A 25,260-nucleotide genomic window follows, 5' to 3' on the forward strand; every position below is an offset into this window, starting at 1 on the left:
TTCATCCATAACTTGGTGTCCACCTCTTTTAAGTGGACACCTCATGCCAAAGCTCACTCAATTGCAGAAGGTGCGGAGAAATTCGCGCTTACGGTGTACTGATCGTTAGCGGCTATTTTCTCCGTGACCTCGCTTCGGACCAAAGTCGATCGGCCTTTCGAGGTATCTAGGTCCTGTTGACGAAGTCACCGACCTAGTTCGAGCTTGACCCTGTGATTATGCTTGCGCTCGCTCTTGCTGGGAAAAGGAAAGCGAAGTCCAAAAAACGGTATGTGGGGTTCCCGCGCTGCGGTCAAAGCGATTGACTGATGCTTGCTGCATCGACAACGTAACGGACCTCTTCTTTGAGAACCTCATCAAGTTGAGCAAACCTTCGGATTTGATTGTGGCAGCGGCGGGATCAGCGCCGTTATCGCCTGCATAGAGCAAGGCATCTTTTAGAGTAGGCCAAACGGAGGTTTTTGAACTTTCCGCATGCCTCAGAGCCTGGCCTCTGGCCCCAACGCAATTTTGACAGTAGTCTCTTTTCCGGCCGGCTTCTGCAAAGGTACTTCGAGAAATTGGTGATCCATTTATGTCCAAGATTGCGGTGCGCGCTGCGGCGTTGAGCATCCAATCGCATGCAATCCTCCTCCAATCGAATTATGATTAAACGTAGCCCTTTAGGAGGCGACTTTGGCGCTGAGCGATTTGGACGACGAAGACTGGCATATCGTCGGGCGGCTCCTGTTGACAGAGCGTAGTCGCAAGTCACAAGCATCACACGACAATCGGCACTTTATTCCGACCTAAGCAAACCGCAGGAACTCTGCCTGCCCGCTGCTTCAAGTTTTATAAAGACCGAAACCGAATCGAGCGAATGTTCAATCAGCTAAAGCAGTTACGCAGGATTGCGACCCGCTATGAAACGACGCGAAAATCAATCTGGGCTTTTCAGTCATTGGCCAGCGCGAGATTTTGGTTGCCGCCCTTTGTCAACAGGGTCTAGCTCGGGCGCTTCCACGTGTAAAAAGGCCAGGAACGGTCGTCCTCGCACTTGGTGCATCCGACCGCATTCCCATTGCGCTTGAGATCAAGCGGTGGCCAACCGCCCTTGTTCCCTATTCATGACGGAAACGACACGCTTGACGAAGGCGTCGCCATCAAATCGCCGAGGGTGCCCCTCTGTCAGATAGTCAGCGCGATCGAATATAAAGGTTTCGATGTTGACAATAGGAGCCTTCAGTCGACTGCGCACCTCGCCGATCATGGCTGTGTGCGTAACTACAAGCTGACAGCCGTTTGGCAAAATCAGCTCCTGAAGTTCGACTGTGGATTTTATCAACACTGTCAATCCGAGTTGCGACAGAGCCGAACCGATTCTCAAAGCGACCTGCACATTGTCCAAACAGATCAGCACATCGGGTTGTGAGGGGGGCGTCGACTCGTCCGTCGGTGTCTGCGGCCTCACGTTCAAGCGCTCGTTCAATTCATTGTTTCCTGCTTGTAGGCATTGGTATAATTTCCTACCAGTCGATGACCGCTTCGAGAATCATTGATGCGCGAAATCTAAGTGAGCGGCCGCCTCGGCCTGTATATTTCACCCGGAGCAATTCCGCCCACTTCCCGAGGCGGCGACCGCGGCCATCGCTCATCAAGTGTACGATGCTGTCCCGGGCACTCCAGAGATTCAATCGATGACGGCATCCTCTTTTCAGCTCAACATCGAAGAGAAAGATCATGACGCGCAAGAATGGTAGACCCTAAGCACCACGTATGATGCGAACATGGTGAACCGAACTTACCGGACGCTTACAGAATACTGGCGAAATGAAGGAAACGGGCGCCTTCTGGCTGTTCTGGTAGTATTCGGCTTTGGTGCAGGGATCGTTAAGTGCAGTGCCGTAGGTGTTGATCCAGTGCGATAACTGGTCTGCACCACGATGCCGTTCAAGCACAATTCCTCCCGCCGCCATCGTATCGGCAAGATGAAGTTCAAGGTCACGAGCTGGGCAGAATACGAGGCAGACCCTCGCCGGCGCGGCAGTCTGACGCTCTGGATAACGCCGGAGGCACTCTCGTCCTGGCAGGCGCCGAAGCGCACGACCCGCGGAGGCCAACCGCGTTACTCCGATCTGGCGATCGAGACTGTCCTGACGCTAGGGCTGGTGTTCGGCCTGCGACTGCGTCAGACGAAGAGCTTCATAACCCCTGTGCTGAAGCTGATTGGACTGAATCTCGAAGTGCTTCCTTTAATGAGCCGTCTTCCGCGTTACCCATTGTCATGTCGAGAACGATCCGCCCATCTATGCGGCCCTCCTTCAGATCGGACAAAGCCCTATTGATGTCCTTCAAAGGAACGCGTTGAATGGCTGCTTTGACTTTGTGATCCGCAGCAAAAGCTATCGCCTCCTCGAGATCACGGCGCGTTCCAACGATTGAGCCACGAACGGTGATGCGCTTCAGCACGACATCGAAGATCGGTGTCGCGAACTGTCCCGGTGGAAGGCCAACCAGGCTGATCGTGCCCCTCTTGCGGACCAGCGACAGGGCCTGTGAAAAAGCCGCGGGCGACACCGCGGTGACAAGAACACCATGGGCGCCGCCCTGAGTTAATTCCCTTACCTCCGAGACCGTGTCCGAAGCTGCGGCGTTGAGGGCGAAATCAGCTCCGGCCATGCGTGCGAGATTGAGTTTTGCCGGTGCGATATCGAGGGCGATCACCTTCAATCCCATTGCCTTGGCATATTGAATGGCGACGTGCCCGAGTCCTCCGATGCCCGAAATCACAACCCATTCGCCGGGACGAGCCTCGGTCTCCTTGAGCCCCTTATACGTTGTCACGCCAGCGCACAGGATAGGTGCAATTTCGGCAAAGCCGATGTGTTCAGGCAGGCGAGCAGCAAAGGAAGCATCGGCGATGACATAGTCGGCGAAGCCTCCATCACAGCTATAGCCGGTATTGTGCTGATGGTCGCACAGGGTTTCCCATCCCGTCTCGCAATATTCGCATTTGAGGCACGCGTCGTGAAGCCAGGCGATACCAACACGATCCCCTTCATTGACATTGGTCACGCCACCGCCGACGGCAGCGACTATGCCCGCGACTTCATGTCCGGGCGTAAACGGAAGCGAGGGGCGGACGGGCCAATCGCCCTCGGCTGCATGCAGATCGGTGTGGCAAACGCCACAAGCCTTCACTCTGACCAGGATTTCGCCTGGCGCAGGGCGCGGGATCGGCCTGTATTCGATCGATAATGGCTTGCCGAATTCCCGGACGACGGCAGCCCGCATCATCTTGTCCATGTGGACCTCCTATTGATATGAACACTCGTGGGGTGCATGAGCTGATCTATGCGCAGGGACGAATGATCAGCCGACGCATCATCGCCACCGCCTCCTTACGCGAGCAGTGACTTCGATAGCAGCAAAAGCCTTGGATCATCGGGATAGGTTTCGACGCTGAAGCCCATGTTCTGTTCGAGCTCGACAGCGTCATAATTGCTTCGGTCTTCGATGGATTCGATCGTTTCCAGACCACGGTTCTTGGCTTCTTGCACCATCAGGCTCAGAAGTCCCCAGCCGAGCCCGTGACCCTTGAAGTCACTCCGCACGGAAATGGCGACTTCGGCGCGCCTCTTGTCCCGATCGCAGGCGAGCACTGCGGTCGCAATCGGGGTTGCGGTATCCCCTGCGAAGGCAATGTAGCTCTCGACGGCGCTGTGATCGACGCCGATCAGATCCGCGATCTGTTTGCGTGAGACATGCTTGATCGCCGAGAAGAAGCGAAAACGAAGATCTTCCGGGCTGACGTGATCGAAAAGTTCGACCAAGAGCCCCTCGTCATCTTTGCCGGCCGGTCGGATCGAGACCTGCAAACCATCGCGCGTCGCTATATTCCATTGCTGTTCCGGCATGACCGCCTCCTCTGTTCGAGCGAGATTCCGTTTACTTGGATTGGTTGGTAGCTAACCTTAGTCTTGGGCCCCGCGGAACAAACACGCATTGATTGGGATCAAATCGAAGGACCTGTGTGAGGGGGTCAGAAGGGCACACCGTCAGGCGCTGCCATGCCGGGACCGCCGTTTCAGGGACCGCAAACATAGATTGCATTGAGATCGCGTTGAGGATCATCCGGTTGAGGTGGGTCTATGTGAAGTTGAGTCCAGGGGTTGTGCCCGAGTGGCCAAGCAGGCAAGCCGTGATATCCTCAACGTCCGGCGGTTCGCGCAGCGGTGGATTGTCGAGCGGTTAGATCTGGCCGACCGAGAGGCGATTTGCTGCGCGCCAATAATGGTTGATGAGACCAGATCCGGCGGCTTCGAGCGGGTGTGTGAAAACTGCGCTTGGCTCCTTTTCCATGCGGTTGCTGCAATTCGACATCGTCTTCCGCCGGTTTTGCGGACAACGCGGCGGATTGTTGAGCTGGATCATCTGCCGGCCAGCACCGACAGGGCTTCATTGGCGATGATCTGCTCCTCGTCGGTTGCAATGACGAAAGCTGTGATAGAGCTTGCAGATGTGCTGATGATGGCAGCATTGGCCAGGTTTGCCTTGTTGTCGAGAGCAAGGCCCAGCCAGCGCAGGCGGGCGCCGATCGCGGCACGGATCTCCGGCTGATGCTCGCCGACCCCGGCGGTGAAAACGATGCCGTCCAGGCCACCAAGCGTTGCCGCCATGCGGCCAACTTCCCCCGCAATGCGCAAGGTCAAAAGATCGATCGCTTCGCGCGCCTCAATGCGCTCGTCCTTCAGCAGGTCGCGCGTGTCGCCGCTAATACCCGAAACGCCGAGCAGGCCGGAGCGATGATAGAGCATCTCCTCAAGGTTGCGCAGCGTCCGGCCTTTCGGCCCGAGAAGATGCAATAGCACGCCGGGATCGAGAGCGCCGCAGCGCGTTGCCATCGGAATGCCGTCGAGCGTTGAAAACCCCATGCTGCAGTCACGGCTTTCGCCGCCATCGAGGGCGCACAGGCTGGAGCCACTGCCGAGATGCGCGACAATCACTTTACCTGCGGCAAGATGTGGTGAGCGCGCCCGCAGCTCCGCGGCTATGAAAGCATAGGAGAGACCATGAAAGCCGTAGCGCTTGATCCCCTGATCGTGCAGGGCGCGGGGCAGGGCAAACCGGCGGACGAGACCGGTTTGGGTCGCATGGAAGGCTGTATCGAAGGAGGCCGTCTGCGCGAGCGTCGGTCGTAGATGTTTGACTGCACGGATCAGGCGGAGCGCCTGAGGCTGATGCAATGGCGCGAGCGCGGTCAGCTGGTCTATATCGCTGATGCTGGCCTCGTCGAGGCGAATGGGATCGACGAACCGATCCCCACCATGTACGACACGATGTCCGACGGCTTGCACGGCATCCATGTCGAAATGCCTGCCGAGTGCTTCGAATGTTTCGGCGATGACATTGCGCAGATCCTCTCCACCCTCGGCGTGTAGGGAGGCGTCGAAGGCTGCAGGTCCTTCTGTCAGATGAAGCGACAACGGGCGCCTGCTGAAGTCGACCAAACCCTTGCCGATGCGACGCGCACCGTTCACATCACACTGGAATAAACCGATCTTGAGCGTTGACGAGCCCGCATTGAATGTGAGCAGCAACTTGGCATCCGTCATGATGGTTCCTTCGGTTTGGAAATCAGCTTCCCAACGATAAGCCGAGACACTCGGCTGCGTTGAAACGTTGCGCCTGGTTTCCACCCACCCCACATAGCTGCAACAGTGCCATCGTTTCTAAGGCTGGCCTGCGCCTTTTGCATTGACCCATATCAAGCTGCGTAACACTTGCGATCGATCTTCGATCCGTCGTCTTGACTAAGATCAAGGCGCAGTGCCCCCTGATGCCTAAACTCAGCTCCATCGAACAACGAGTTCAAACAGGAGGTGTGACCATGCAAGCAAAAACTGTCTTGAGTATCATCGGCGTCAATCAAAACGATGACGATCTGCACTCTGCAATCGAATTGTGTCGGGCGCCGAAGGCCCACCTGTCGGTGCTGGTGACGGCACTTGCTGCTCCACCGATCGGTGGATATGGCGAAGTGACCTCCACCGTGTGGCTCGATGAGCGCGAGCGCCAGACCGAAGCCCTAAGCCGAAAAGTCGCGGCCACCAAGACCATACTGCAGGCGGACGATATTTCATTCGAGGTGGGCAGCCTCTTCACCGAATACGGATGGGCTGAGAACGAAATCGGACAACGGGCACGCTATGTCGACTTGACGCTGATCGGCGGCGGCTTTCTGACCCAGGACGACATGCGGCAGGAAATATTGAACGGGGCACTGTTTCAGTCGCCGGCACCGATCCTGCTCGTGCCCAAAGGGTATCCGGCCTCTCTCAGCCCAAAAACAGTGCTGATCGCCTGGGACTCCCGCAACGAAGCAAGTTTGGCCGTTCGTGCTGCGATGGAGCAATTGACCGCGGCCGACAACGTGTGCGTTGCCATGGTCGATCCATCCGCCACGATCGGCAGCAACGGTGAAGAACCCGGAGCCGATGTTGCAGGCTTCCTCGCTCGACATGGGATCCGCGTCTCGGTGGATGTCCTGCCCAGCGGCGGCCGCGCTGTCGCAGACGTACTGCGTCAGCATGCGATCGATATCGGTGCCGAACTGATTGTCATGGGTGCTTACGGGCACTCGCGGGTGCGTGAGTGGATCTTCGGAGGGACGACGCGCTCGATGCTCGAGCAGACGCCTGTTCCCCTGATGATGACACGCTGACACCAATTGGCGCTTGGCTGCGCCGACCGGCGTGGCCGATTGCGTTTATCCTGGAGAGGAAGAAGCATGGCTGGCACTTACGTTATTGCCGCATTGCGGCCGGATCAGATCGTGCAAGCCTATCCTCTCGTCCAGGCAGCGGTTCCAAACCTTGATATGGTAGCATGGCGCCGGATGGCATCCGACGCCAACCGCCACGACGAAATTCTCGCCGCGGTCAACCCTCGCGGTTACATTCAGGGTTTAAGCATCTACAGGCTCTGCAATCATCCCGCCGTCGGGCGTTTGCTTGACGTCACCTTTCTGATTGTCGCAAGTGCGGCTGATGAACGTGGCATTGCGCAGACCCTGTTTGCGAGCATTCGATCGCGGGCGAGGGAGCTCAAGTGCAACCAAATCAGGTTCTGGAACCAAAATCCCGGCAATTGGGAGCAGATGCACAACGATGCGCGAGTCTATCGATCTGATCACGGGCTTATGATGTTCTGCGACGAAAGCGACCCTTGAGGACTCGTTCGCAGCAAAGCCGCCTTTATCTTGCTGCGGTGAAGACGTAGCCTACACCGCGTACGGATTTGATCAGCCGTGGATGCGCTGGGTCAGCCTCGATCTTTTTGCGTAATCGTGCAATCTGAGCATCAATCGTTCGATCGTAGACCTCCAGATTCCTGCCGCGCGTCGACTCCATCAGGAACTCGCGGCTGAGGACCCGTCCTGCGTGGCGTGAAAACACAACCAGCATGTCAAATTCGCCCGCGGTCAATTCGACTTCGTTGTTGTCGGCTGACAAAAGCTGTCGTTTGCCGATGTCGAGCTGCCAGCCCTCGAAACGAATGACATCACTAGGCTCGTTTTCGCGACCTCTCGGCGCCTGCTGGCGGCGGCGAAGGATCGACTTCAGTCGCGCATGCACTTCGCGCAGATGAAAGGGCTTGGCGATATAGTCGTCGGCGCCGACCTCAATCCCGACGATTCTGTCGACCACATCATCGCGTCCAGTCAGCATTATGATCGGAATGTCCGACTGTGCCCGGATTTCGCGGGCAAGATCCAATCCGTCCTCCCCGCCGGGCAGAACCCAGTCCAAAAGAATGATATCAATGTTCTCCTGCCGCAAGGACGCCCGCATCTCGGGGCCGTTCGATGCCGCACGGACAACATATCCTTCGTCCTCGAAGTAGCGTGTCAACATTTGACGGATTCTGGGATCGTCGTCCACGACCAGAAGATGCTCACGCCGTTGCTGATCCGAGGCCATTGCAAATGGTTCCAGTAGGGATGGGCTTCGACCCTGTGACAATTCGTTACAAAATTGCACGATCTCTAACACGGGTGGCATCCGGCTGTCACTGGAAGCCATCAATCTAACCGGCATCGAAACACAATTTGAGAGGGATTGTCATGTTGTCGGCGAATAGCTTTGAGCAGGCTCAGACCTATAATGACGTTGTTATGGCCTTCGAAGCCGAGCCGACCTGTCTTCAGTCACTATTCTCGAAGCAACCATTGGAACATTTGGACGCCGGCAGAACGTTGTTCTTCGAAGGTGACCACGCAAAGCATCTCTTTGAGCTAATGGAAGGGGTCTTGCGCATTTTCAAGATCATGGCGGACGGTCGACGTGTCATCACAGGCTTTCTTTATCCGGGCGATCTTGTCGGTGTATCCCTCAGAAGTCATTATCTCTATAGCGCCGAAGCCGTAACCCCTGTAAGGTTGCGCCGTTTCTCCCGGAGAGCCTTCGAGGATATGGTTGACAGTTCGCCGGAACTTCGGCCGCAGCTTCTTGCCCGCCTCTGCGACGAAATGGCGGCTGCTCAGGATCAAATGGTGTTGCTGTCCTGCAAAAGCGCGGAGGAGCGGCTTTGCAGCTTCTTGCTTCATCAGCTCCAACGGAAACGAGACCAGGAGCGGTCGTGCAGCCTTGTCGATCTTCCGATGACCCGCCTCGATATCGCCGACTATCTGGGCCTCACGATCGAAACGGTGTCCCGAACCATGACGAGGCTGACAAACAAGGGTATCGTCAGCCCCGCGGGTCGCCATTCCATCCGCATTTTGAAAGCCAGGACGCTTGCACATCTGGCGGGAGAGAGCGATGAGTGCGACGATAGCTGTTCGCGTGTCATTTCCTTGAACGATGCCCGGCGGCGTCACTAACCGAATGCAAATGGAAGCTCCATGAACGATCAGTCGCAAGATCAGCAAACCGCAGAAACCCGGTTGGACGAACTCGCCCAGATCCTCGATAGCGCGAATATTGTCGTCCATAACTTCGACGGAATCATCAGGAGATGGACGAAGGGATGCGAGCGGCTGTATGGCTGGAGCGAGCAGGAAGCTGTCGGGCGCGTGGTTCACGAGCTGCTTTCGACCATTTTTCCGGAGCCTCTCGAAGAGATCCGCAACAAGGTCGCTCGGCAGATTGCCTGGCAGGGGGAGCTTGTTCATCGACACAAGGATGGCAAGCGCATCATCGTGGCGAGCCGTTGGGTCGCGGCATTTTCGGTCGATCCGGACAAGCAGGTTATCGTTCAAACCAATAATGACATCAGTCACTTAAAGCAGATGCAGGCCGATCTGGCCGCGCGTGAGGCACATCTGCGATCAATCCTCGCGACTGTTCCGGAGGCGATGATTGTCATCGACGAATCTGGGGTGATCGCATCGTTCAGTACTGCTGCGGAAAAAATGTTTGGATACCCGGCCGAGGATGTGCAAGGAAGAAACGTTTCGATGCTGATGCCTTCGCCGGATCGCGAAGCACACGACGGATATCTCTCGCATTATCTAACGACTGGTGAGCGTCGCATCATCGGTTATGGTCGTGTCGTTAGCGGACAGCGTAAAGACGGCACGGTCTTCCCGATGGAATTGTCGGTCGGAGAGGCAATCGCCAACGGCAAACGGATATTTACCGGCTTCGTGCGTGACCTCACGAGCCGCCACAAGATCGAAGAGGAACTTAGGCAGTCACAAAAGATGGAAGCGATAGGTCAACTGACCGGGGGACTGGCCCATGACTTCAACAATCTGCTCACAGTCATCAGCGGTAACCTGGAAATGATCGAAGCTCGGCTGCAGGATGCCAAGCTGCTCTCGCTGACGTCGGAAGCGCAGGCGGCAGCTGAGGACGGAGCCAAGCTGACTGCGCAACTGCTTGCCTTTGGCCGGCGCCAGCCTCTCAATCCCAAGCTTATGGACATCGGGAGGTTCGTCTCCGGTTTTTCAGATCTTTTGCGTCGCACATTGGGCGAGGCGATCGAATTGCGAACCATTATTTCCGGCGCCGCTAATGAAGCGCTTGTCGACGGCTCACAGTTGCAGAACGCTCTCCTCAATCTCGCGATCAACGCACGCGATGCTATGCCTCGCGGCGGGCGTTTGTCGATCGAGATTTCGCGTCTGCGGCTCGATGCCGACTACGCACGCATGTATCCGGAGATCCGCACCGGCGAATACGTGCTGATCGCGGTGACCGACACCGGTGTCGGCATGTCGAGCGAGACAAAGGAGCGGGCCTTCGAGCCGTTCTTCACAACCAAAGGCATGGGCGCCGGTACTGGCCTTGGTCTCAGCATGGTCTATGGCTTTGCCAAACAATCCGGCGGTCTTGTCCAACTCTACAGCGAGATCGGTCAGGGGACGAGCATTCGAATCTTCCTGCCAGCCCAAAAGACGCGTTCGGCAATCGACCCAGAGCCTGCAGACGAGGGCAGGAAGCCTGACGTTCCAAGAGGGTTCGAACGTATCCTTGTCGTCGAAGACGACGCGCGCGTTCGTCGCGTCACCGTCTCACGGCTTCTCGATGCGGGATACAGCGTCCTAGAGGCAAGCAATGGCATGGAGGCCCTGGCCCTCTGTGATGAGAACCATGACATCGCATTGCTGTTTACCGATGTCGTGATGCCGGGCGGGATGGCAGGGGATGAACTCGCACATAAAATCCGGGCCATGCGTCCCGAAATCAAGGTTCTATTCACATCCGGCTATGCCGAGCCGACGATCGCCGGTCGCGAATTGGCAGAGGCCGGCAGTTGGCTGAAGAAACCCTATACCGCCCGGCAGCTCGCCGTCCGTCTGCGCGAACTCCTTGATTGATTGTCCGCCTCAAACGGCAGCGCTTTGTCGCATATCAGGTCGCGATCGAAGTGGAAGGTGATTGCGCGAGCAAAACTCCTTCCTTGCAGCTTCACCGAATGGCAATCAAAGGAAACCTTAGCGCTTTACGACGCAGCAATTCCCGGCGCCTCGACGGACAGCGGGTCGACGTTGGCTCCGAATGCTTGATTCAGATTGGAAATGGAGAAGTTGCATGCGATACTCTCAATCAACTTATCATTGATGCCGCTTTCTACCAGGAGGGCTACATTCCACCGGGTGAGATTGCAAAGCGGCCAGCGATCATTTGGCGCGCATTGTTCTCGGCAGCCGGTCGTTATGGGGAAGACTGTTGGATTGAGCTGTCGGCGACGTCGGTCTCCGCCTCGCGTCTGACTTCCGATCCCGTATCGAAGAATGCGGCGGTCATAGTGCCTTCCTCTTGTCGCCAGGGTTGGGCGCTCATGCGCTTGCGGTCGAGCAGACAGCGCGCGCTTTCACTGCCCTGACGGACGACAAGCCAGTGAGATTGATGGAGGACTGGACGAGAAGCACAGGACCCGCCGTGACCTCCGTCGCCTCAGTATCTTTAGAAAAATCTCATTGCACCCCACTCGGTGCAAGATTCTTGGATTGGTCCGGACTGTTTGCACTGCGAACTCGACATTTCGTAATCTGCCGGAGACTCTTCAACTTTGTCCCAGGTCAACGTCGAGAAACGATGACAGATAGGTTCTGCTTGGCACGGTGGTCGCCGTGCGGAAGAACGCGGTCGTCACCGACAGCTCGTTTTCGGCTGCCAGAGGAATCCTGACGGCGGCTAAAACGGGGTGTCGAGTCACTTCGCCGCCGCCAATATCGTCTTTTCTTGCGCCTAAAGGCATTGCGTCGTTCAGACCGTATCACTCGACGTCGGCATGACAATACCGAGATAGGGATCGATCCATGTGATCTGATCGGTAACGGACTTGACGCCTGGCACGTTCTCCGCTGCCACCTTGGCAGCCAGTCGCTCTCTTTCATCGAAGATGGTCCCGGACAATTCGACCACTCCGTTCTGAACGCTGACTTTTATGAAGCCATTGTGGCTCCAGCTCTGATGGGACAACTCGGCAATGACCGCCTCGGTGATTTGATTGTCGGTGGCTTGCACCTTCTCCTTGGGCAACATGTTCGCCAGCGCCCGCAACAGGTCTGATCGACAGACTATGCCGATCACTTCGCCCTCTACGACGACGGGCAGGCGCTTAATCCCATACTTCTCCATCAGGTCGACGGCGACTGTGAGCGTGGCATTGGGAGCAATAGTGACAACCTTCGACGTCATCACTTCTTCAACGCTGCGTCCATGCGAAAGAACATATTCATCAGCAAGCTTGCCGGGGCTGGTCAAAAACTCGAGCAGCCAGGATCGCTTGCGCTCCGTCTGCAATTCCCCGCGGCGAAGGAAATCGCCTTCGCTGACAATTCCGACAATGTCTCCGCCGCCATCAACGACTGGAAGACCGCTGACGTGGCGGTCGAGCATAATCCGCGCCGCGTCGACAACAGATGTTTCGGGACTTACGGTGATGGCTGGTGCGTTCATGATTTCTCGAATGAGCATGGTCGTCTCCCGGCGTTGAATTTCGTTTATGATTACCGATTGCGGATATGTTGCATGCCGAGAAACTTACACCGCGCGCGATAGTTATGCTTTGATCGACATCAAATGACGGTGGTAAGCTGTGGCGCGCTTCTGGGACGAGGGTGGTGCCATCGAGGGAGCGGCGTAAATACAAGGCTCGTCAGGCTACATGCCGCTTCAGCATCTCTCCCGATCAAAGGCAGCACAACTGTCGGACGGCTTCCTGTGCGACGCAGATTGAGACCGAACGGCATCATCGACGATGCCGCCCAAGGTCAAGCCGACGCAGCTGGCCTAACCGCAAGATCTTCCGTTCGGCGATGGCGCAGGTCTTTGACGAGAAACATCGATTGGTCAAACTGGAAGGTCTCCGCCGCTAGGTCATTATGGAACGAACATCATCACGGCTGCGACCGCCATCAACGCGACCGTGGCCCAGCCGACGCATGCTGCCAATGTCCCAATCGTGTATGGACCCATGATCTTGCGGCTCGCTGCCAACACCAGGATGACGGCAATCAGGGGGACCGCGAGTATCCCATTGATAACGGCGCTCCAGAACAGTGCGTTCATCGGCGTGATCGGCGAATACTGAATGATCAGCGCCAGCAGCACACTTATGGCGATCACACCGTAAAAGCCCCGGGCGTCATTCGGACTGCGTTCCAGACCGAATTTCCATCCCATGGCCTCGGCAAGCGCATAGCCGGCGGAGCCCGCGAGAACGGGCACGCCGATGAGACCGACGCCTAAAATTCCGAGCGCGAAGATAAGTGCGGCAAAGGGGCCGGCCAGCGGCCGCAGCGCGCTTGCGGCTTGCGCGGCCGTATCGATCTGCGTGATGCCCGCGACATTCAGCGTCACGGCGGTCGCCAATATGATGAAGAAGGCCGTGAGATTGGAGTAGAGCATGCCACTCCATGTATCCCAGCCAATGCGACGAAGCTCCTTGGGAGCTGTTGCATTGTCTCTGGACAGGGGCATCGAATCGGGAGCGGCATTCATATCCTCAACCTCTTCCGATGCTTGCCAGAAGAAGAGGTAAGGACTGATCGTCGTACCGAAGACGCCGACCACGACAGCAGCATAGGTCGACGTCGGCGTGATCCTCGGCCAGATCGTCCTCAAGGCGACTTGCTGCCAGTCGATATGGACGGTGAAGAGGACCGCGGCATAAGCCAAGAGCGAAATTGTCAGCCACTTCAGGAACGCGACATAGCGGTGATATGGGATGAAGACCTGAAGCCCGAGCGTCCCGAAAACGAAGAACATGGTCATCAGGTGCCGGTTGAAGCCAGTCACCATCTCCGCGACCTCGCCCATGGCGGCAACATCGGCGGCGATATTCAGAATATTGGCGATCAGGAGCGAGAAGACGACGGCATAGAGGACCACCGGTGGAAATGCGGCCTTAATATTCGCCGCCAAGCCCTGACCGGTCACACGTCCGATCCGTGCGCACGTCGCCTGGACGACCGCCATCATTGGAAAAGATACCGGCATGGTCCAAAGCATGTTCAGGCCGAATTGCGCTCCCGCCTGGGAGTAAGTGGCGATGCCGCTCGGATCATCGTCAGCGACGCCGGTGATAAGCCCCGGACCCACGCTGGCGAGTGGATGCTCTCGCAGGCGAGCAAGACGACCCGACAATCGCGATCGCCACGAGGTTTGTCCAACGGTGACGAGGTCCTGTGTCATTGACCACCGCCTGCGGTTATTGAGGCACTGACGACCCGCGAAGGCAGGAGCGTTGTCCGGTCGAGATATCCGCTGATTCCTCGAATTCCCTTCACAAGCGTTCGGATCGCCTTTTGTTGGATATTGGACTCCAGGATTCCCTGTACTTGTAACCGGCTGTCTTTGACGACGAGATCGACCTTGTCGCTGCCAATCCCAAAATCTGCGGTCAGCCGGATCCTGGTGGTGCGCCGCGCGGCATCACTACCTTTAGCAGCGTGTCGACCAAGCGCGGCGATGACCAGATTGATCAAGTCGCATGGACTGACAATACCGACTGGATGACGGTTGCTAATGACTGGAGCTCGCTTGGTTTTGTGGGCCGGCATTGGGTTACCGATCCGCCCGACATCCGTTTCGGGGGGTACGCTGATAACCTCATGGCCCACCGCCTCGCCGACGGACCACCCGCGGATTTGAATGTAAGTGTTCAAACCGTGCCGATCATGTTGCTCGATCATGTCTTTGGCTTGCACGGCGGCTCTCCATCTTCACTTGTTTTAAGCATTTCAGTCATAGCGGCGCCCACGCAACCGCGGGGCACACTCAACGCTGCTCGACGCGATCCTCAGACATGGTTTCGGATTACTCCCTGAACAATCGCCTGTTCCTGGGCTGAAGCCAGCAATTCTTCCGCATATTTCTCCGCGGACTGCGTGTCGGTTCCACACAGTCTGGCGTCATGGCATTTGCGATTGATGGCATGCCGCATTGCTTTGACGAGATCCGCTCTCTCGCCGACGTCGTGAAGACGCATCAGTCGGGTGAGCGCCGCCAGCGCAATGAGTTCCAGGATCATCATGCGCCCCTCGACTTCACCGAGGGAAGGAATGGCTTTGGAGGCTGCACCGCCGAGGCTGTCGCGTTTGGCTCTGAGCATTGGCTTGTTCCTTGATGGATTATCCGCACGAAGCAGTCTGCCGACAATCGATGCAGCGACATTGATCCGTATCAATGGAGGTAGAAAACTCTCCAGCCTCGCGCTATGCGCAGGCCCGGTTCGGCGATCCGCGTCAGGAGAACCGACAATTGGAGGCAGGTCCTGCCGCAGCATTGGCGTGGTGTTCCACCGAACTATCCTGCAATTCGGACGGCAATCCCAAGACGCGTAACGCATTTAAGATGACTGCGACGTCGATGACTTCCTGGAGCAAAGCCCCGTGCAGCGGTGGCAGATACCCAAACGCTGCGGCAATCATGCCGACGACGGAGAGGCCAAGCCCCGCGATGACGCTTTCGCGCGCGATTGCAACGGTCCGGCGTGCAACGACCAGCGCGTTCACCAGAGGGTCGAGCCGATCAACCAGCAGGACGACGGATGCCGCCTCCGATGAGGCTGCGGCTCCACGTGCGCCCAGAGCAACACCCACATCCGCCGCCGCCAATGCCGGCGCATCATTGATGCCATCGCCCATCATCATGACCGGGCCGAAGCTTCTCGCGGCAATGACAGCCTCAACCTTTGAAGCCGGTGTCTGTTCGCCGAGTACTTGTTCGATGCCGAGCATGCTGCCGACTTGCGTGGCAACATCCATACGGTCACCGGAGGCAAGGACGATTTTTTTGATTCCCGCGCTGCGTAATCGCTGCAAAACGCCGATTGCTTCCGCACGCACCCGATCGGCGAGGACGATCGTGCCCGCGACAGCGCCGTCGATCGCAACCGATACTGCAGTTTCGCCGGTTCGGTGCTGAATGGCTTGGGGCATAGTCCCCGAGCTCCGACCTTTCACGAAGCGATCGCCACCGATTATGACACGGTGCCCATCGACGGTTCCTTCAAGTCCAGTTCCAGCTACCTCCGCAACGTCAGTTGGCGGCGAAAGCGCCAGATTTCGCTCCTGCGCTCCTTCGATCAGAGCGGCCGCCATGACGTGGCTAGAGGCTTGATCCAACGAGGCGGCAAGACGCAGCAATTCGTTTTCATCGATGCCATTGTTACAGTGAATCGCCACGATTTGCGCCTTGCCGTGCGTTAGGGTGCCGGTCTTGTCGAGCACGGCAACCCGCACTCTGCTGAGAGACTCAAGAGCACCACCGTCTTTCACCAGGCAGCCTATCGAGGCGCAGCGCGAGATGCCCGACATGAGCGCGACCGGGACTGCCAGGATAAGCGGACATGGCGTCGCGATGACCAGGACCGCCAGGGCGCGCCGCGGATCGTCGGAAAGCAGCCATGCCGAGGTCGCTATCGTCACCGTCATGAGCAGAAATACTAGGCCATAGCGGTCGGCGAGGCGTGTCATGGGCGCTTTGCTGTTCCGCGCCGTTTCGACGAGGCGAACGACCGCGGCGTAGGTACTCTCAGACGCGGGGCGCAATGCCTTGATTGTAACGACGGGGCCCATCGATGCACTGCCGCTTAGCACCTCTTCGCCTACCTCACGGTCCACAAGCTGTGCCTCGCCCGTCAATGCTGACTCATCGAGAACAGCTCGGGGAGACAGAAGAATGCCATCAACTGGCAGCACCTCGCCTTGGCGGACCATAATGTGATCGCCTGCGGCAATGGTCTCGATCGGGATTAGTTCCAACCGATCGCCAGAATAACGAAATGCGGTGCGTGCAACTCGCCCCATCAGGGCTTCCATCTCACGCGCGGCGCGCCCCGACGCGTATCCTTCCAACATCTGTCCACCCGAATACATCAGGGCAATGACGTTGGCGGCCAGATACTCACCAAATAAGAGCGCGAACGCCATTGAAAGAGCGGCCAGGATATCCAATCCAAAATCACCGCGACGCAAGGAGCGACAGGCCTGCAGCAGCAATTCGGCCAGGACCGGCAAGGTAGCGAAAGTCCAGATCAGAGAGGCCGGACCGGCGGCACCGACCGACAGGAAGGCAAGTCCTGCGAGAAGCCCGGATGATGCGACCAGCAGCAATAATCCCCCTTCGGCCTTCAGCGAGGATAGGAGAATGCTGATCACTCCGTTCGACGACATTTGAGGGCTCCGGTTGTTGCGCCATGACGATGTGCGGCTCATCTGCTATCGGGTCATTAGATCGAACTTCGGGGATCGGACATTGATCCGTCTCAATGTGCTCCATTCCCGCGACATCACAATTCGAGCCAAGGCAGCGGTGGTTCGCTTGCCGCCGGCCTGGTGCCGATCATCGAAATTGTGGCTTGATGGCCTTCACCTGCCGCAGATCATTGACCTTGATCAATGATCTGCGGCTTGCACGGCCCTACCGTTCCTCAGTCAATGGAGTTTTAAGGAGACGGTCATGGACGACATTACTCTCAGACAGAATATTCTGGATGAACTGGAATTTGAGCCGAAAGTGGATGCGGCCGAGATTGGTGTCACCGTGCGCGACGGCATCGTCACTCTGACCGGACATGTTGGCACATATGCGGAGAAGGACGCGGCAGAGAAAGCCGCGAGACGCGTCAAAGGCGTCCGCGCCATAGCCCAGGAAATGGACGTCCGCATCCTGGGTCCGCGGCGGACGGACGACGACGACATTGCCCGACGGGCAGTCAAGATAGTGGACTGGAATGTCTCCATTCCAAAGCAAACGGTGCAGATCCGCGTGTGCAGGGGCGTCGTTACGCTTACCGGCAAGGTCGAATGGCAATACCAAAAGAACGCTGCCGCTTCCGCCGTCAGGGATCTCGCCGGTGTCGTCGGCGTCTCCAATCTCATAGAGGTCGTTCCTGGCATCAGCGCCGACGATGTTAAAAAGCGCATCGAAAATGCACTGGAACGCCATGCGGAATTGGAGGCGCAAGCGATTGAGGTCGACGTTTCCGGCGGCAAGGTCACCTTGAGAGGCAAGGTCAGAACATGGTCCGAGCGGCGTGCGGCGGAAACTGCCGCGTGGTCGGCACCCGGCGTCTACGCGCTCGACGATCAACTGACCGTAACCTGATCTGCCATCTCTGCAAGCGACATAGGAGAGGATGTAAAACCATGACTATGAATTGCACACGAACAGGGGAAGCGCTGCTTGCGGGCGCCGGATACCCCCTCCCGGAGCGCGAGGACAGCGATTTTCGCCTCGACCGAACAGACAGCGACGAATGGGAAATTACAGTTGTGTCATCCCGCGCTCGGGCGTGGGTTCATGAAGAATTGTGCAATCCTCTCTGCCAATGTCTGCCCGATAGCTTCAAGGTTGACGTTTTGGGTGCGGATCGATTTCTGAAGCAGGTACATGCCCTTGGGTTTCGAACCGAATTCGTCGGCACCGGTGGGAAGGATCTGTTCTGAGGTGGGGCTATGTATAAGTCGATTGTCTGTGCGGTTGGCCTCGGATCGAAGGAGAAGGCCGAGCATCTGGTACACACGGCCCGCATGCTCCTTGACACAGATGGAACCCTTCATCTCGCCCACACGGTCGAGCGCTTTCCATCTCTTGTCAGGCAAGGGCCGGATGAGTGGGCGATCTCCGTGATCGGCGAGGCGGAAGAAAAGCTGTCGTTGCTTTGCAGACAGCTTTCAGTGCCCGCGCTTGTTCATGTGCGCACCGGTCGTGCCGCCGACACCGTGCTCGCCATTGCCATCGAAACCAAGGCCGATCTGATCGTAGTTGCGGCTCACACAATTGATGTTTTCGATAAGGTCTTCGGATCCACGGTCGATCACATAGTCCATCATGCAAAGTGTTCCGTTCACATCGATCGGATTTCGTCGGCGTCGAAGCGGTAAATCCAACCGATCCAACTCTGAACCGAGCCCGGTCGCATGTGCCGCCCCATTGTGCAAGCATGGATCTGAGAGTGCGTATAGCGGCAACTCACAGCGCCCGATGTCAAGCCGTACAGTTTGACGTCAGGTCTTCCAATCATTGAAGCTGCGATCGGCGAACCTGTCAAAAGCCTGTCATGAGACGAGGAAAGAGGCCTGCAATACGGGCGCAATCGTGGATTTCGCCGCAATTGCTCCCATAGATATCAGGCTCTTGACCGCTGCAGTATGGTCGTTGCCGTCAGTCACCCCGTTGCAGCCAAGAGTGGTCCCTTTTGTAAATCAACGAAAAACGAGCGCCATGACAGAACCGCGAAAATCATCCTCCAAGCTTAATCGCTACATCGGAGCCGGTCTTGTTCTCGCCGCGCTGGCGGGGCCGGCCGTCGCTGCCTCGCTCAAGAGTGTCATGGGCAGCATGGGTGATAATACGACCTCGGCCAAAGCCGTGCTCGCCAACTTCGACGGCAAAGCCGCCGAGCAGGTCTTGCGGCGCTACGCGGCGGATGCAGAGGCCGCTGACGCGATGTTTGCCGGCCAAGGCAGCGCCAAGGAGAGGGATCTCCACGCCCGCTTCAGCAGGATGGCCGTGATTGCCGGCACCGCGAGCCAGCAGACGCAAGACAAAGCCTCGTTTCGCAAGGCATTCGTGGCCGTGGCAGCCGAGTGCAAGTCCTGCCACACGGCCTACAAGTAGTCGCCGCGAAACTCCCCGAACAGGAAACTTCACATGAGCGAACAACGATCCGCCTATGACCCCTATTGCGAACTGCCCACCGGAAAAGAAAGCAAGATTTCACCTGCCAAGAGCGATGTCGTGCGTGCCTGGGACCTTCCCACGCGTCTATTCAAATGGTCGCTCGTCGCATTGATCCTGACGGCCTGGGTCTCGAGTGGTTTCAACGATCCGGATATGACGGTTCACAAAGCCGCCGGTTACGGCGTTCTCATCCTGGTGGTGTATCGCATCCTGTGGGGTGTTTTCGGGAGCTCAACGGCGCGGTTTTCCGGTTTCGTGCGTCCGCCTGCCGCTGCATGGGCCTATCTTAAGGCATTATGGCGCAAGAGGGCGGAGCATTATCTCGGCCACAATCCCGCCGGCGGCCTGATGGTCATCGGTCTCCTCGTCGCCTGCTGTGTGCAGGTTTTACTCGGATTCTTCTCGAGCGACGGAGTGACCGCCGCGGGGCCTTTTGCTGGACTGGTAGGGGATACCGGTTCGAGGTGGGCCGCCTCCATACATGCCGCGTGGTTCTACTTCGCCATCCTCGTCCTCGCAGGGCTGCATATCGTTGCGAACCTCTACTACCAGTTCGTCAAGCGCGAAGATCTGATCGGCGCCATGGTCACTGGCCGCAAAAGGCGCGAAGCCTATGTTGACCACGATGAGGCGACGGGTGGGTCGCTGCCTCTCGCCGCTGTCTGTCTTCTGGCAGCCTTTGGCCTCGTTTATGGCACTGTCACGCTGCTTGGCGGCAGCTTCTTCGGCTCAATCTAGGATTTTTGCGGATCAAACAGGAGCGCAATGGCTGTGCGACGGCCAGGATCCGCCGCGATCTCCATCCGCCCGCCATGCAGAGCCATGATCCGGCGTACGATCTCAAGGCCGACCCCCATACGGTCGGCCTTGAGATCACCAAACGAGCGCTCCGCTCGTGCGTCGAAGACGCCGGCATCATCTATGACCGTCAGACGCGAGCCGGGACCTGCAATGACTTCGATGGCGGTGCCATCAGGGGTATGTTTGACGGCGTTTTCGATAAGATTGCGCAGCGCGTCGGCGAGCAGCGGCGCATGACCTTCGATTGAGCCCGCGCCTAAATTGCGATAGGCGATGGCGTGATCGCGGTCGTAGACCAGGGGCGCGATATCGGTGACCACCCAATCGGCTAGCCTTGCCAGGTCGACCTGCTGGAACACCGCACGGTCGGCACTTTCGAGCCGTCCTAACGCCGTGATCTGACCGACAAAATCCGCCAGCGCGTCCAGATCGACCTCGATTTTTCGCGCCCGCGGATGTTCGATATTGCCAAGTTCCAGCTTCATCATCGCCAACGGCGTACGGACTTCATGCGCAACAGCCGTGGCGAACAGACGCTGCGACTTCATGAGTGTACCGATACGCGCCAGGCTCCGGTTCACTGCGGCGGCAAGATCTGCGATCTCGCGTGGCATACCGGTCTGGTTGATCAGATGGCTGGGGTCGAGTGGATCCAGATGACCGGCCTCTTGCGCTGCTTTTGCAACGGGGCGCAAGGCCTGACGGATCGACAATAACGTGCCACCGAGGACGAAAAGCAGCATGATCGCCATCGGGGTGGCAAGATGATCCGTAAACTCGCGCCCGATCACTGCCCACATGATGCCGTCGCTGTCCTCTAGGATCGCGATTTCGATAAAAATCCTGTCCCCATGGATTTCATAGGTCTTGCCGCCGGCGACGGCGAGCGGTTTACCGTCGCTCAGCATGCGAGACCAGAGGTCGGGAGGGCTGACCTCCTGCGGCAGAAGATGATTGTCGCATCGCGCGTCGCAGTTTGTATAAAGAAGCTGGCCGGAGGGTGTGCGAATGCGGGTGACATAAAAGCCATGCTGGACGCCGTAACGGTGGAGGTCGTGCGGCAACCTGTAGGGCGCCTCGTCATGGCGGCGTTCGAAACCCTTCGACAGCTCTGCAGTTTCACGCTCGATCATCAACGTCGCCAACTGCTCGTTGTCAAAATAATAATCGGCAAAGACGAGTGCGGCCTGTACCGCCATGGCCAGCGCCGCAAAGAGCGCGATGCGCAGCGTGATGATGCGGATCAGCGTCGGCGGCCGGGCAGGTCGATCAACCATCACGCCGTTTTTCCCGCAGCAAATAGCCGATGCCGCGTATGGTTTCGATGCGGATGGGCAAATCGAATGGGGCAAGGCGGCGGCGCAGGCGCGAAATCGCCAATTCCACGGCGTTGGTCGAGATATCGTCACCAAATTCGGAAAGCTTGCTTTCGATCAATTGCTTTGGAGTGACCCGGCCCGCGTTGCGAATGAGCAGTTCCAGGACGGAGCGCTCGCGCGGTGCGACCGCGAGCGGTTCACCGCCTGCGGCCACGACACCGTTTGTGGGATCGAAAGACAGGCCGCCAACGACAATGGCTTCAATGTAGTCCGGCGCTCTGCGGCGCAGAAGGGCGCGGCAGCGAGCGAGCAATTCGATGTGGTTGAACGGCTTGACGAGATAGTCATCGGCACCGCCATCGAGGGCCGCCACGCGATCTTCGATCGAGCTCCTCGCAGTGACGACGAGGATGGGCGGGATAAAGCCGCCGCGCCTCAGTTCTCGAATGAGATCCAAACCGTCGCCATCGGGTAAGCCTAGGTCCACCAGGATCAGGTCATAGCTGACAGCATGTATTGCCTGCAGCGCGGCGCCTGCCGTCGCCGCATTATCAAGGCGCCAACCCGCCCGATGGATACTTTCGGCCAGCAACTCGCGTAGACGCGCGCTATCCTCAACCAGCAACAAGCGCATGTGCACCTCGATCTGCCATCATGGTGGTCAAGCATCCCAACAATGTATTACCAACAATCCTTCCTTCATGCCGGCGCTCAGTCTAGGTGAATGAACGACGCGATTCGAACGGAATTTCGCAGGAACATCGAAATCGGGATCTCATTGCACCGCGGAATGTCTAGATCAGGGGCCCCGAAACGTCCGCGCACCAACTGTGGACACTGCTTAACGGATAGCGAACGCGTTTATTGGCTTTGCCAACGTGAAATCGACTGCGGAGCGGTTAGCGGCCCATCGTTCCCGATACAGGTGCCTAGTCCATTGGAGTCATCACGGAAGAGGGTTCATGGAACGCCTCTCAAGCAGGACCCATGCCGCCAGGACAATGAGCAGCAGGCCGCAGATAAGGGCATTCCACGTAAAGAGCGGGCTTTCCCTATATTTCAGCGCCCAGGGAGAGGCGACAAGCCAGCCGCCAAGGAAAATATCGGCGCGATCCTCCCATAAATGGTAAAATGCGTAGGCGGCGCCTCCAAGAACGGCAACGATAAGCCCGCAAAAGAAGAAATTCCAGGCGGGTGCGCCCGCAGGCAGAGAATCGGAGCCATAGCTACCAAGCGCCCAAGGGGTGGCGATCAGCCACATGCCGATAATGAATACAATATGGTCTTGCCAGCGACGGCGTTTCATAGCTCTCTCCTTCATGTAACAAGGAAAAGATAACCCCTTCCAGCGGCCCAATCATTGCGTTTGATCAAAGCAGATTGGTGGTCAGCGACGCTCAAGACGGGTTCACTCGTATCTGAGCGCATCAATGGGGTCGAGGCTGGCTGCTTTGTGGGCCGGGTAGTAGCCAAAGAAAACCCCGACCATCGCCGCGAAGAGGAATCCGCCTGCCATCGCCGCCACTGATAGTGGAGCCGGCCAGTTGAAAACATGCGATATGATCAGTGAAACGCCGATCCCCATCACAATTCCTGCGATGCCACCACTGACGCTAAGAAAGATCGCCTCGGCCAGGAATTGCAGGAGAACATGCAGGCGGCGGGCACCAATGGCCATCCGCAAACCGATCTCCCGGGTGCGCTCCGTGACCGAGACCAGCAAAATGTTCATGATGCCTATTCCTCCCACGAGAAGGGAGATTGATGCGACAACCGCCAACAGAAGCGCCATGATGCGGCTGCTGCTCCGGGCGGTCTCGGCAAACTGGCTAAGATTTCGAACATCGAAATCCCTGTTTTCGAGCGATTTGATATTGTGTCGCCGTGTCAAAATCTCGTTGATATCCTTGATCGCTTTGGGGACCTCATCGGCGCTTTTTGCCTGAACGAACAGCATGTTGGCAAATCCCGTCAGGCGAGGCTGGAGATTATATGGATTGGGTGCCGGCAAATAGGTCCAGTTGTTCGGCGTCTGTGCCTGGCTGGGTGCGGCAACGCCAAGGACGCGCCGCTCAGCGGTCGTAAACGGGATCAGGACGACGTCGTCCTGATCCTGCCCCATCGCCGACTGACCTTTGGCGCCCAGCACGCCGACGACACGCATCGGCACATCCTTTATTCTGATTGTCGCTCCGATCGGATCTTCGGCCGTGCCAAACAATTGATGCATGACGGTCTGGCCGATAGCGGCAACGAGATCACCTTTGCGTTCGTTCTCTTGGGTTATCGGCTCACCGGACACGACTTTCCAATTGGTGATTGCCGGGTAGAATTGGCTGACCCCTTGAATATTCGTGGTCCAGTTATTGCTTCCATACTCAGCCTGGCCTTGCTGGCGGATGAGGTAGCCAATGTTCGCCACGGCGGCATCCTCTCCGATCGCTCCGGCATCCGCGACGGTGAGTGTGCTTGCGCTGCCAAATCCGCCTCGTGCGCCACCGCTGGTGAGAGCACCCGGCAGGACAACCACCACATTCGTTCCGAGGCTTTCAATCTGCTTCGCGACCGCGATATTTGCGCCCTGCCCGACTGCCACCATCACGATGAGCGCGGCGACGCCGATGAACACGCCTAGCATCGTCAGTGCCGACCGCATCATATTGCGACGAATAGCCTGTGCGGCCGCTCCCAGCGCCATCAGGCCAAAGGCAAAGCTGCTGCGTGACCTCAATCGCGTTCCGGCGAGGTTGGCAGCTGTTGATGGCGTCGAAGCCATGTCTGCGTCTTTGGGGCGCGTTTTTCGTTCGTCCTTGACGATCTGGCCATCGCGCATCGTCACGATACGATCTGCGTAGGCCGCGATATCTGCCTCATGGGTCACGAGAACGATGGTGACGCCTTCATGGCGATTGAGTGCCACCAGGACGTCCATGATTTCATGCGACGTCTTCGTGTCCAGATTTCCCGTCGGTTCGTCCGCCAACAGCAGGCGAGGGGAGTTGATCAGGGCTCGCGCTATGGCTACGCGCTGTTGCTGGCCGCCGGAGAGCTGGCCAGGTGTATTGCGCGCGCGGTCTCCAAGTCCCAGGCGTATAAGCGAAGCGCGTGCACGCTCGGTTGTATCCGCGCGGCTGATTGCGCCATCTTCGGCGTAGTAGAGCGGCAAGCGTACGTTTTCGAGCGCGCTTGTTCGCGGCAGAAGGTTGAAACTCTGAAAGACGAAACCAAGCCTTTCGCTTCGAATGGCCGCGAGATCCGGCTCGGCGAGCTTTGCGACATCAATACCTTCAAAAAAATAGCCGCCGCTGCTTGGACTGTCGAGACATCCAAGGATCGACATCAGCGTTGATTTTCCGGAACCGGACGACCCAATGATCGCAACGAACTCACCAGAGCGGATTTTGAGATCAACTCCGCACACCGCAGTCACGTCGGTATCACCGACCATAAATGTCTTCGTGGCGGCTTTCAATTCGATCAGGGGCCGAGTTTCCTGAAACGTCATGGCTGCATCA

General features: G+C 57.7%; 23 protein-coding genes and 2 pseudogenes. 9 read left to right on the forward strand and 16 right to left on the reverse strand.

All coding sequences use genetic code 11. The features are described 5' to 3' along the window. Positions 1 to 1,072 precede the first annotated feature (1,072 nt). On the reverse strand, positions 1,073 to 1,468 hold the full coding sequence (locus ACIQJ2_RS33320) for a hypothetical protein (protein ID WP_400676304.1): 396 nt from the start codon (positions 1,466 to 1,468) through the stop codon (positions 1,073 to 1,075). A gap of 454 nt (positions 1,469 to 1,922) precedes the next feature. Here ACIQJ2_RS33320 and ACIQJ2_RS33325 point away from each other — a divergent pair. Then, positions 1,923 to 2,225: pseudogene (locus tag ACIQJ2_RS33325) on the forward strand (transposase); the annotation flags it as partial. Here the strand turns inward: ACIQJ2_RS33325 and adhP are convergent. The 4 genes and pseudogenes from adhP to ACIQJ2_RS33345 all read right to left on the reverse strand — a co-directional run bounded on the left by adhP (position 2,182) and on the right by ACIQJ2_RS33345 (position 5,594). Continuing rightward, the gene (gene adhP, locus ACIQJ2_RS33330; protein WP_400676316.1) at positions 2,182 to 3,273 is read right to left on the reverse strand and encodes an alcohol dehydrogenase AdhP; all 1,092 of its coding nucleotides are present in this window, start codon (positions 3,271 to 3,273) and stop codon (positions 2,182 to 2,184) included. The pseudogene ACIQJ2_RS33325 and the gene adhP sit on opposite strands and share 44 nt — an antisense overlap. A 107-nt stretch (positions 3,274 to 3,380) precedes the next feature. Next, positions 3,381 to 3,896, reverse strand: coding sequence for a GNAT family N-acetyltransferase (locus tag ACIQJ2_RS33335; RefSeq protein WP_400676302.1), 516 nt, complete (start codon positions 3,894 to 3,896; stop codon positions 3,381 to 3,383). A gap of 173 nt (positions 3,897 to 4,069) precedes the next feature. Then, positions 4,070 to 4,341 (reverse strand): annotated as a pseudogene (locus tag ACIQJ2_RS33340) (phosphoketolase); the annotation flags it as partial. 68 nt (positions 4,342 to 4,409) lie between these two features. Further along, positions 4,410 to 5,594 (reverse strand): acetate/propionate family kinase, encoded by a 1,185-nt coding sequence (locus tag ACIQJ2_RS33345; protein WP_400676300.1) that lies wholly within the window; start codon positions 5,592 to 5,594, stop codon positions 4,410 to 4,412. Between the two features lie 194 nt (positions 5,595 to 5,788). Between ACIQJ2_RS33345 and ACIQJ2_RS33350 the strand changes: the two genes are divergently transcribed. Together ACIQJ2_RS33350 and ACIQJ2_RS33355 are read left to right on the forward strand one after the other, a co-directional pair. Further along, entirely contained in the window at positions 5,789 to 6,703 is a 915-nt protein-coding gene (locus tag ACIQJ2_RS33350; RefSeq protein WP_400676298.1) for a universal stress protein, read from the forward strand. A gap of 174 nt (positions 6,704 to 6,877) precedes the next feature. Then, on the forward strand, positions 6,878 to 7,210 hold the full coding sequence (locus ACIQJ2_RS33355; RefSeq protein ID WP_400676296.1) for a hypothetical protein: 333 nt from the start codon (positions 6,878 to 6,880) through the stop codon (positions 7,208 to 7,210). A 25-nt stretch (positions 7,211 to 7,235) separates the two neighbouring features. Here the strand turns inward: ACIQJ2_RS33355 and ACIQJ2_RS33360 are convergent, their stop codons facing one another. Then, entirely contained in the window at positions 7,236 to 7,961 is a 726-nt protein-coding gene (locus ACIQJ2_RS33360; protein WP_400676314.1) for a response regulator, read from the reverse strand. Positions 7,962 to 8,104: 143 nt separating this feature from the next. On the opposite strand from ACIQJ2_RS33360, the gene ACIQJ2_RS33365 reads away from it, so the two are divergent. Continuing rightward, positions 8,105 to 8,863, forward strand: a complete 759-nt coding sequence (locus ACIQJ2_RS33365) for a Crp/Fnr family transcriptional regulator (protein ID WP_400676294.1) — start codon at positions 8,105 to 8,107, stop codon at positions 8,861 to 8,863. Positions 8,864 to 8,884: 21 nt separating this feature from the next. Then, positions 8,885 to 10,804, forward strand: coding sequence for a PAS domain S-box protein (locus tag ACIQJ2_RS33370; protein WP_400676292.1), 1,920 nt, complete (start codon positions 8,885 to 8,887; stop codon positions 10,802 to 10,804). 892 nt (positions 10,805 to 11,696) lie between these two features. Here the strand turns inward: ACIQJ2_RS33370 and ACIQJ2_RS33375 are convergent. The 5 genes from ACIQJ2_RS33375 to ACIQJ2_RS33395 form a co-directional block, all read right to left on the reverse strand. Then, a complete protein-coding gene (locus ACIQJ2_RS33375; protein ID WP_400676290.1) occupies positions 11,697 to 12,410 on the reverse strand; it encodes a CBS domain-containing protein in 714 nt (237 codons plus the stop codon). Positions 12,411 to 12,815: 405 nt separating this feature from the next. Next, entirely contained in the window at positions 12,816 to 14,129 is a 1,314-nt protein-coding gene (locus ACIQJ2_RS33380) for an NRAMP family divalent metal transporter (RefSeq protein ID WP_400676288.1), read from the reverse strand. After that, complete coding sequence (locus tag ACIQJ2_RS33385; protein WP_400676286.1) at positions 14,126 to 14,644, reverse strand: hypothetical protein; 519 nt, start codon at positions 14,642 to 14,644, stop codon at positions 14,126 to 14,128. The genes ACIQJ2_RS33380 and ACIQJ2_RS33385 overlap by 4 nt, the downstream gene beginning before the upstream one ends. 92 nt (positions 14,645 to 14,736) lie before the next feature. Then, on the reverse strand, positions 14,737 to 15,048 hold the full coding sequence (locus ACIQJ2_RS33390; RefSeq protein WP_400676284.1) for a hypothetical protein: 312 nt from the start codon (positions 15,046 to 15,048) through the stop codon (positions 14,737 to 14,739). A gap of 133 nt (positions 15,049 to 15,181) precedes the next feature. Further along, positions 15,182 to 17,113 (reverse strand): heavy metal translocating P-type ATPase, encoded by a 1,932-nt coding sequence (locus ACIQJ2_RS33395; protein WP_400676282.1) that lies wholly within the window; start codon positions 17,111 to 17,113, stop codon positions 15,182 to 15,184. Positions 17,114 to 17,399: 286 nt separating this feature from the next. Between ACIQJ2_RS33395 and ACIQJ2_RS33400 the strand changes: the two genes are divergently transcribed. After that, positions 17,400 to 18,047 (forward strand): BON domain-containing protein, encoded by a 648-nt coding sequence (locus tag ACIQJ2_RS33400; protein ID WP_199151599.1) that lies wholly within the window; start codon positions 17,400 to 17,402, stop codon positions 18,045 to 18,047. 170 nt (positions 18,048 to 18,217) lie between these two features. Here ACIQJ2_RS33400 and ACIQJ2_RS33405 read toward each other — a convergent pair whose 3' ends face one another. Continuing rightward, a complete protein-coding gene (locus tag ACIQJ2_RS33405) occupies positions 18,218 to 18,511 on the reverse strand; it encodes a hypothetical protein (RefSeq protein WP_400676318.1) in 294 nt (97 codons plus the stop codon). On the opposite strand from ACIQJ2_RS33405, the gene ACIQJ2_RS33410 reads away from it, so the two are divergent. From ACIQJ2_RS33410 to ACIQJ2_RS33420, 3 genes are all read left to right on the forward strand, one after another. After that, complete coding sequence (locus ACIQJ2_RS33410) at positions 18,398 to 18,826, forward strand: universal stress protein (RefSeq protein ID WP_400676280.1); 429 nt, start codon at positions 18,398 to 18,400, stop codon at positions 18,824 to 18,826. The two genes, ACIQJ2_RS33405 and ACIQJ2_RS33410, sit on opposite strands and share 114 nt — an antisense overlap. 340 nt (positions 18,827 to 19,166) lie before the next feature. Continuing rightward, a complete protein-coding gene (locus ACIQJ2_RS33415) occupies positions 19,167 to 19,562 on the forward strand; it encodes a hypothetical protein (protein WP_400676278.1) in 396 nt (131 codons plus the stop codon). A 33-nt stretch (positions 19,563 to 19,595) separates the two neighbouring features. Continuing rightward, entirely contained in the window at positions 19,596 to 20,363 is a 768-nt protein-coding gene (locus tag ACIQJ2_RS33420; RefSeq protein ID WP_400676276.1) for a cytochrome b/b6 domain-containing protein, read from the forward strand. Here the strand turns inward: ACIQJ2_RS33420 and ACIQJ2_RS33425 are convergent. The 4 genes from ACIQJ2_RS33425 to ACIQJ2_RS33440 all read right to left on the reverse strand — a co-directional run bounded on the left by ACIQJ2_RS33425 (position 20,360) and on the right by ACIQJ2_RS33440 (position 25,193). Then, positions 20,360 to 21,703 (reverse strand): sensor histidine kinase, encoded by a 1,344-nt coding sequence (locus ACIQJ2_RS33425; protein WP_400676312.1) that lies wholly within the window; start codon positions 21,701 to 21,703, stop codon positions 20,360 to 20,362. The two genes, ACIQJ2_RS33420 and ACIQJ2_RS33425, sit on opposite strands and share 4 nt — an antisense overlap. Next, the gene (locus ACIQJ2_RS33430) at positions 21,696 to 22,379 is read right to left on the reverse strand and encodes a response regulator (protein WP_400676274.1); all 684 of its coding nucleotides are present in this window, start codon (positions 22,377 to 22,379) and stop codon (positions 21,696 to 21,698) included. Before ACIQJ2_RS33430 ends, ACIQJ2_RS33425 begins: the two co-directional genes overlap by 8 nt. A 312-nt stretch (positions 22,380 to 22,691) precedes the next feature. Next, a complete protein-coding gene (locus ACIQJ2_RS33435) occupies positions 22,692 to 23,051 on the reverse strand; it encodes an SPW repeat protein (protein ID WP_400676272.1) in 360 nt (119 codons plus the stop codon). A gap of 102 nt (positions 23,052 to 23,153) precedes the next feature. Further along, on the reverse strand, positions 23,154 to 25,193 hold the full coding sequence (locus ACIQJ2_RS33440) for an ABC transporter permease (protein ID WP_400676270.1): 2,040 nt from the start codon (positions 25,191 to 25,193) through the stop codon (positions 23,154 to 23,156). Positions 25,194 to 25,260: the final 67 nt, after the last annotated feature.

The organism is Rhizobium sp. NPDC092011 (assembly GCF_044756305.1).
Classification (GTDB): Bacteria; Pseudomonadota; Alphaproteobacteria; order Rhizobiales; family Rhizobiaceae; genus Rhizobium.

Excerpts from the sequence above, each read along its gene's own strand:
- ACIQJ2_RS33380 (WP_400676288.1), bottom strand. The coding sequence starts at position 14,129 with ATGACACAGGACCTCGTCACCGTTGGACAAACCTCGTGGCGATCGCGA.
- ACIQJ2_RS33425 (WP_400676312.1), bottom strand. The coding sequence starts at position 21,703 with ATGGTTGATCGACCTGCCCGGCCGCCGACGCTGATCCGCATCATCACG.
- ACIQJ2_RS33355 (WP_400676296.1), top strand. The coding sequence starts at position 6,878 with ATGGCATCCGACGCCAACCGCCACGACGAAATTCTCGCCGCGGTCAAC.
- ACIQJ2_RS33435 (WP_400676272.1), bottom strand. The coding sequence starts at position 23,051 with ATGAAACGCCGTCGCTGGCAAGACCATATTGTATTCATTATCGGCATG.
- ACIQJ2_RS33345 (WP_400676300.1), bottom strand. The coding sequence starts at position 5,594 with ATGACGGATGCCAAGTTGCTGCTCACATTCAATGCGGGCTCGTCAACG.
- ACIQJ2_RS33420 (WP_400676276.1), top strand. The coding sequence starts at position 19,596 with ATGAGCGAACAACGATCCGCCTATGACCCCTATTGCGAACTGCCCACC.
- ACIQJ2_RS33335 (WP_400676302.1), bottom strand. The coding sequence starts at position 3,896 with ATGCCGGAACAGCAATGGAATATAGCGACGCGCGATGGTTTGCAGGTC.
- ACIQJ2_RS33370 (WP_400676292.1), top strand. The coding sequence starts at position 8,885 with ATGAACGATCAGTCGCAAGATCAGCAAACCGCAGAAACCCGGTTGGAC.
- ACIQJ2_RS33395 (WP_400676282.1), bottom strand. The coding sequence starts at position 17,113 with ATGTCGTCGAACGGAGTGATCAGCATTCTCCTATCCTCGCTGAAGGCC.
- ACIQJ2_RS33375 (WP_400676290.1), bottom strand. The coding sequence starts at position 12,410 with ATGCTCATTCGAGAAATCATGAACGCACCAGCCATCACCGTAAGTCCC.
- ACIQJ2_RS33390 (WP_400676284.1), bottom strand. The coding sequence starts at position 15,048 with ATGCTCAGAGCCAAACGCGACAGCCTCGGCGGTGCAGCCTCCAAAGCC.
- ACIQJ2_RS33360 (WP_400676314.1), bottom strand. The coding sequence starts at position 7,961 with ATGGCCTCGGATCAGCAACGGCGTGAGCATCTTCTGGTCGTGGACGAC.
- adhP (WP_400676316.1), bottom strand. The coding sequence starts at position 3,273 with ATGCGGGCTGCCGTCGTCCGGGAATTCGGCAAGCCATTATCGATCGAA.
- ACIQJ2_RS33400 (WP_199151599.1), top strand. The coding sequence starts at position 17,400 with ATGGACGACATTACTCTCAGACAGAATATTCTGGATGAACTGGAATTT.
- ACIQJ2_RS33440 (WP_400676270.1), bottom strand. The coding sequence starts at position 25,193 with ATGGTCGGTGATACCGACGTGACTGCGGTGTGCGGAGTTGATCTCAAA.
- ACIQJ2_RS33365 (WP_400676294.1), top strand. The coding sequence starts at position 8,105 with ATGTTGTCGGCGAATAGCTTTGAGCAGGCTCAGACCTATAATGACGTT.
- ACIQJ2_RS33415 (WP_400676278.1), top strand. The coding sequence starts at position 19,167 with ATGACAGAACCGCGAAAATCATCCTCCAAGCTTAATCGCTACATCGGA.
- ACIQJ2_RS33410 (WP_400676280.1), top strand. The coding sequence starts at position 18,398 with ATGTATAAGTCGATTGTCTGTGCGGTTGGCCTCGGATCGAAGGAGAAG.
- ACIQJ2_RS33430 (WP_400676274.1), bottom strand. The coding sequence starts at position 22,379 with ATGCGCTTGTTGCTGGTTGAGGATAGCGCGCGTCTACGCGAGTTGCTG.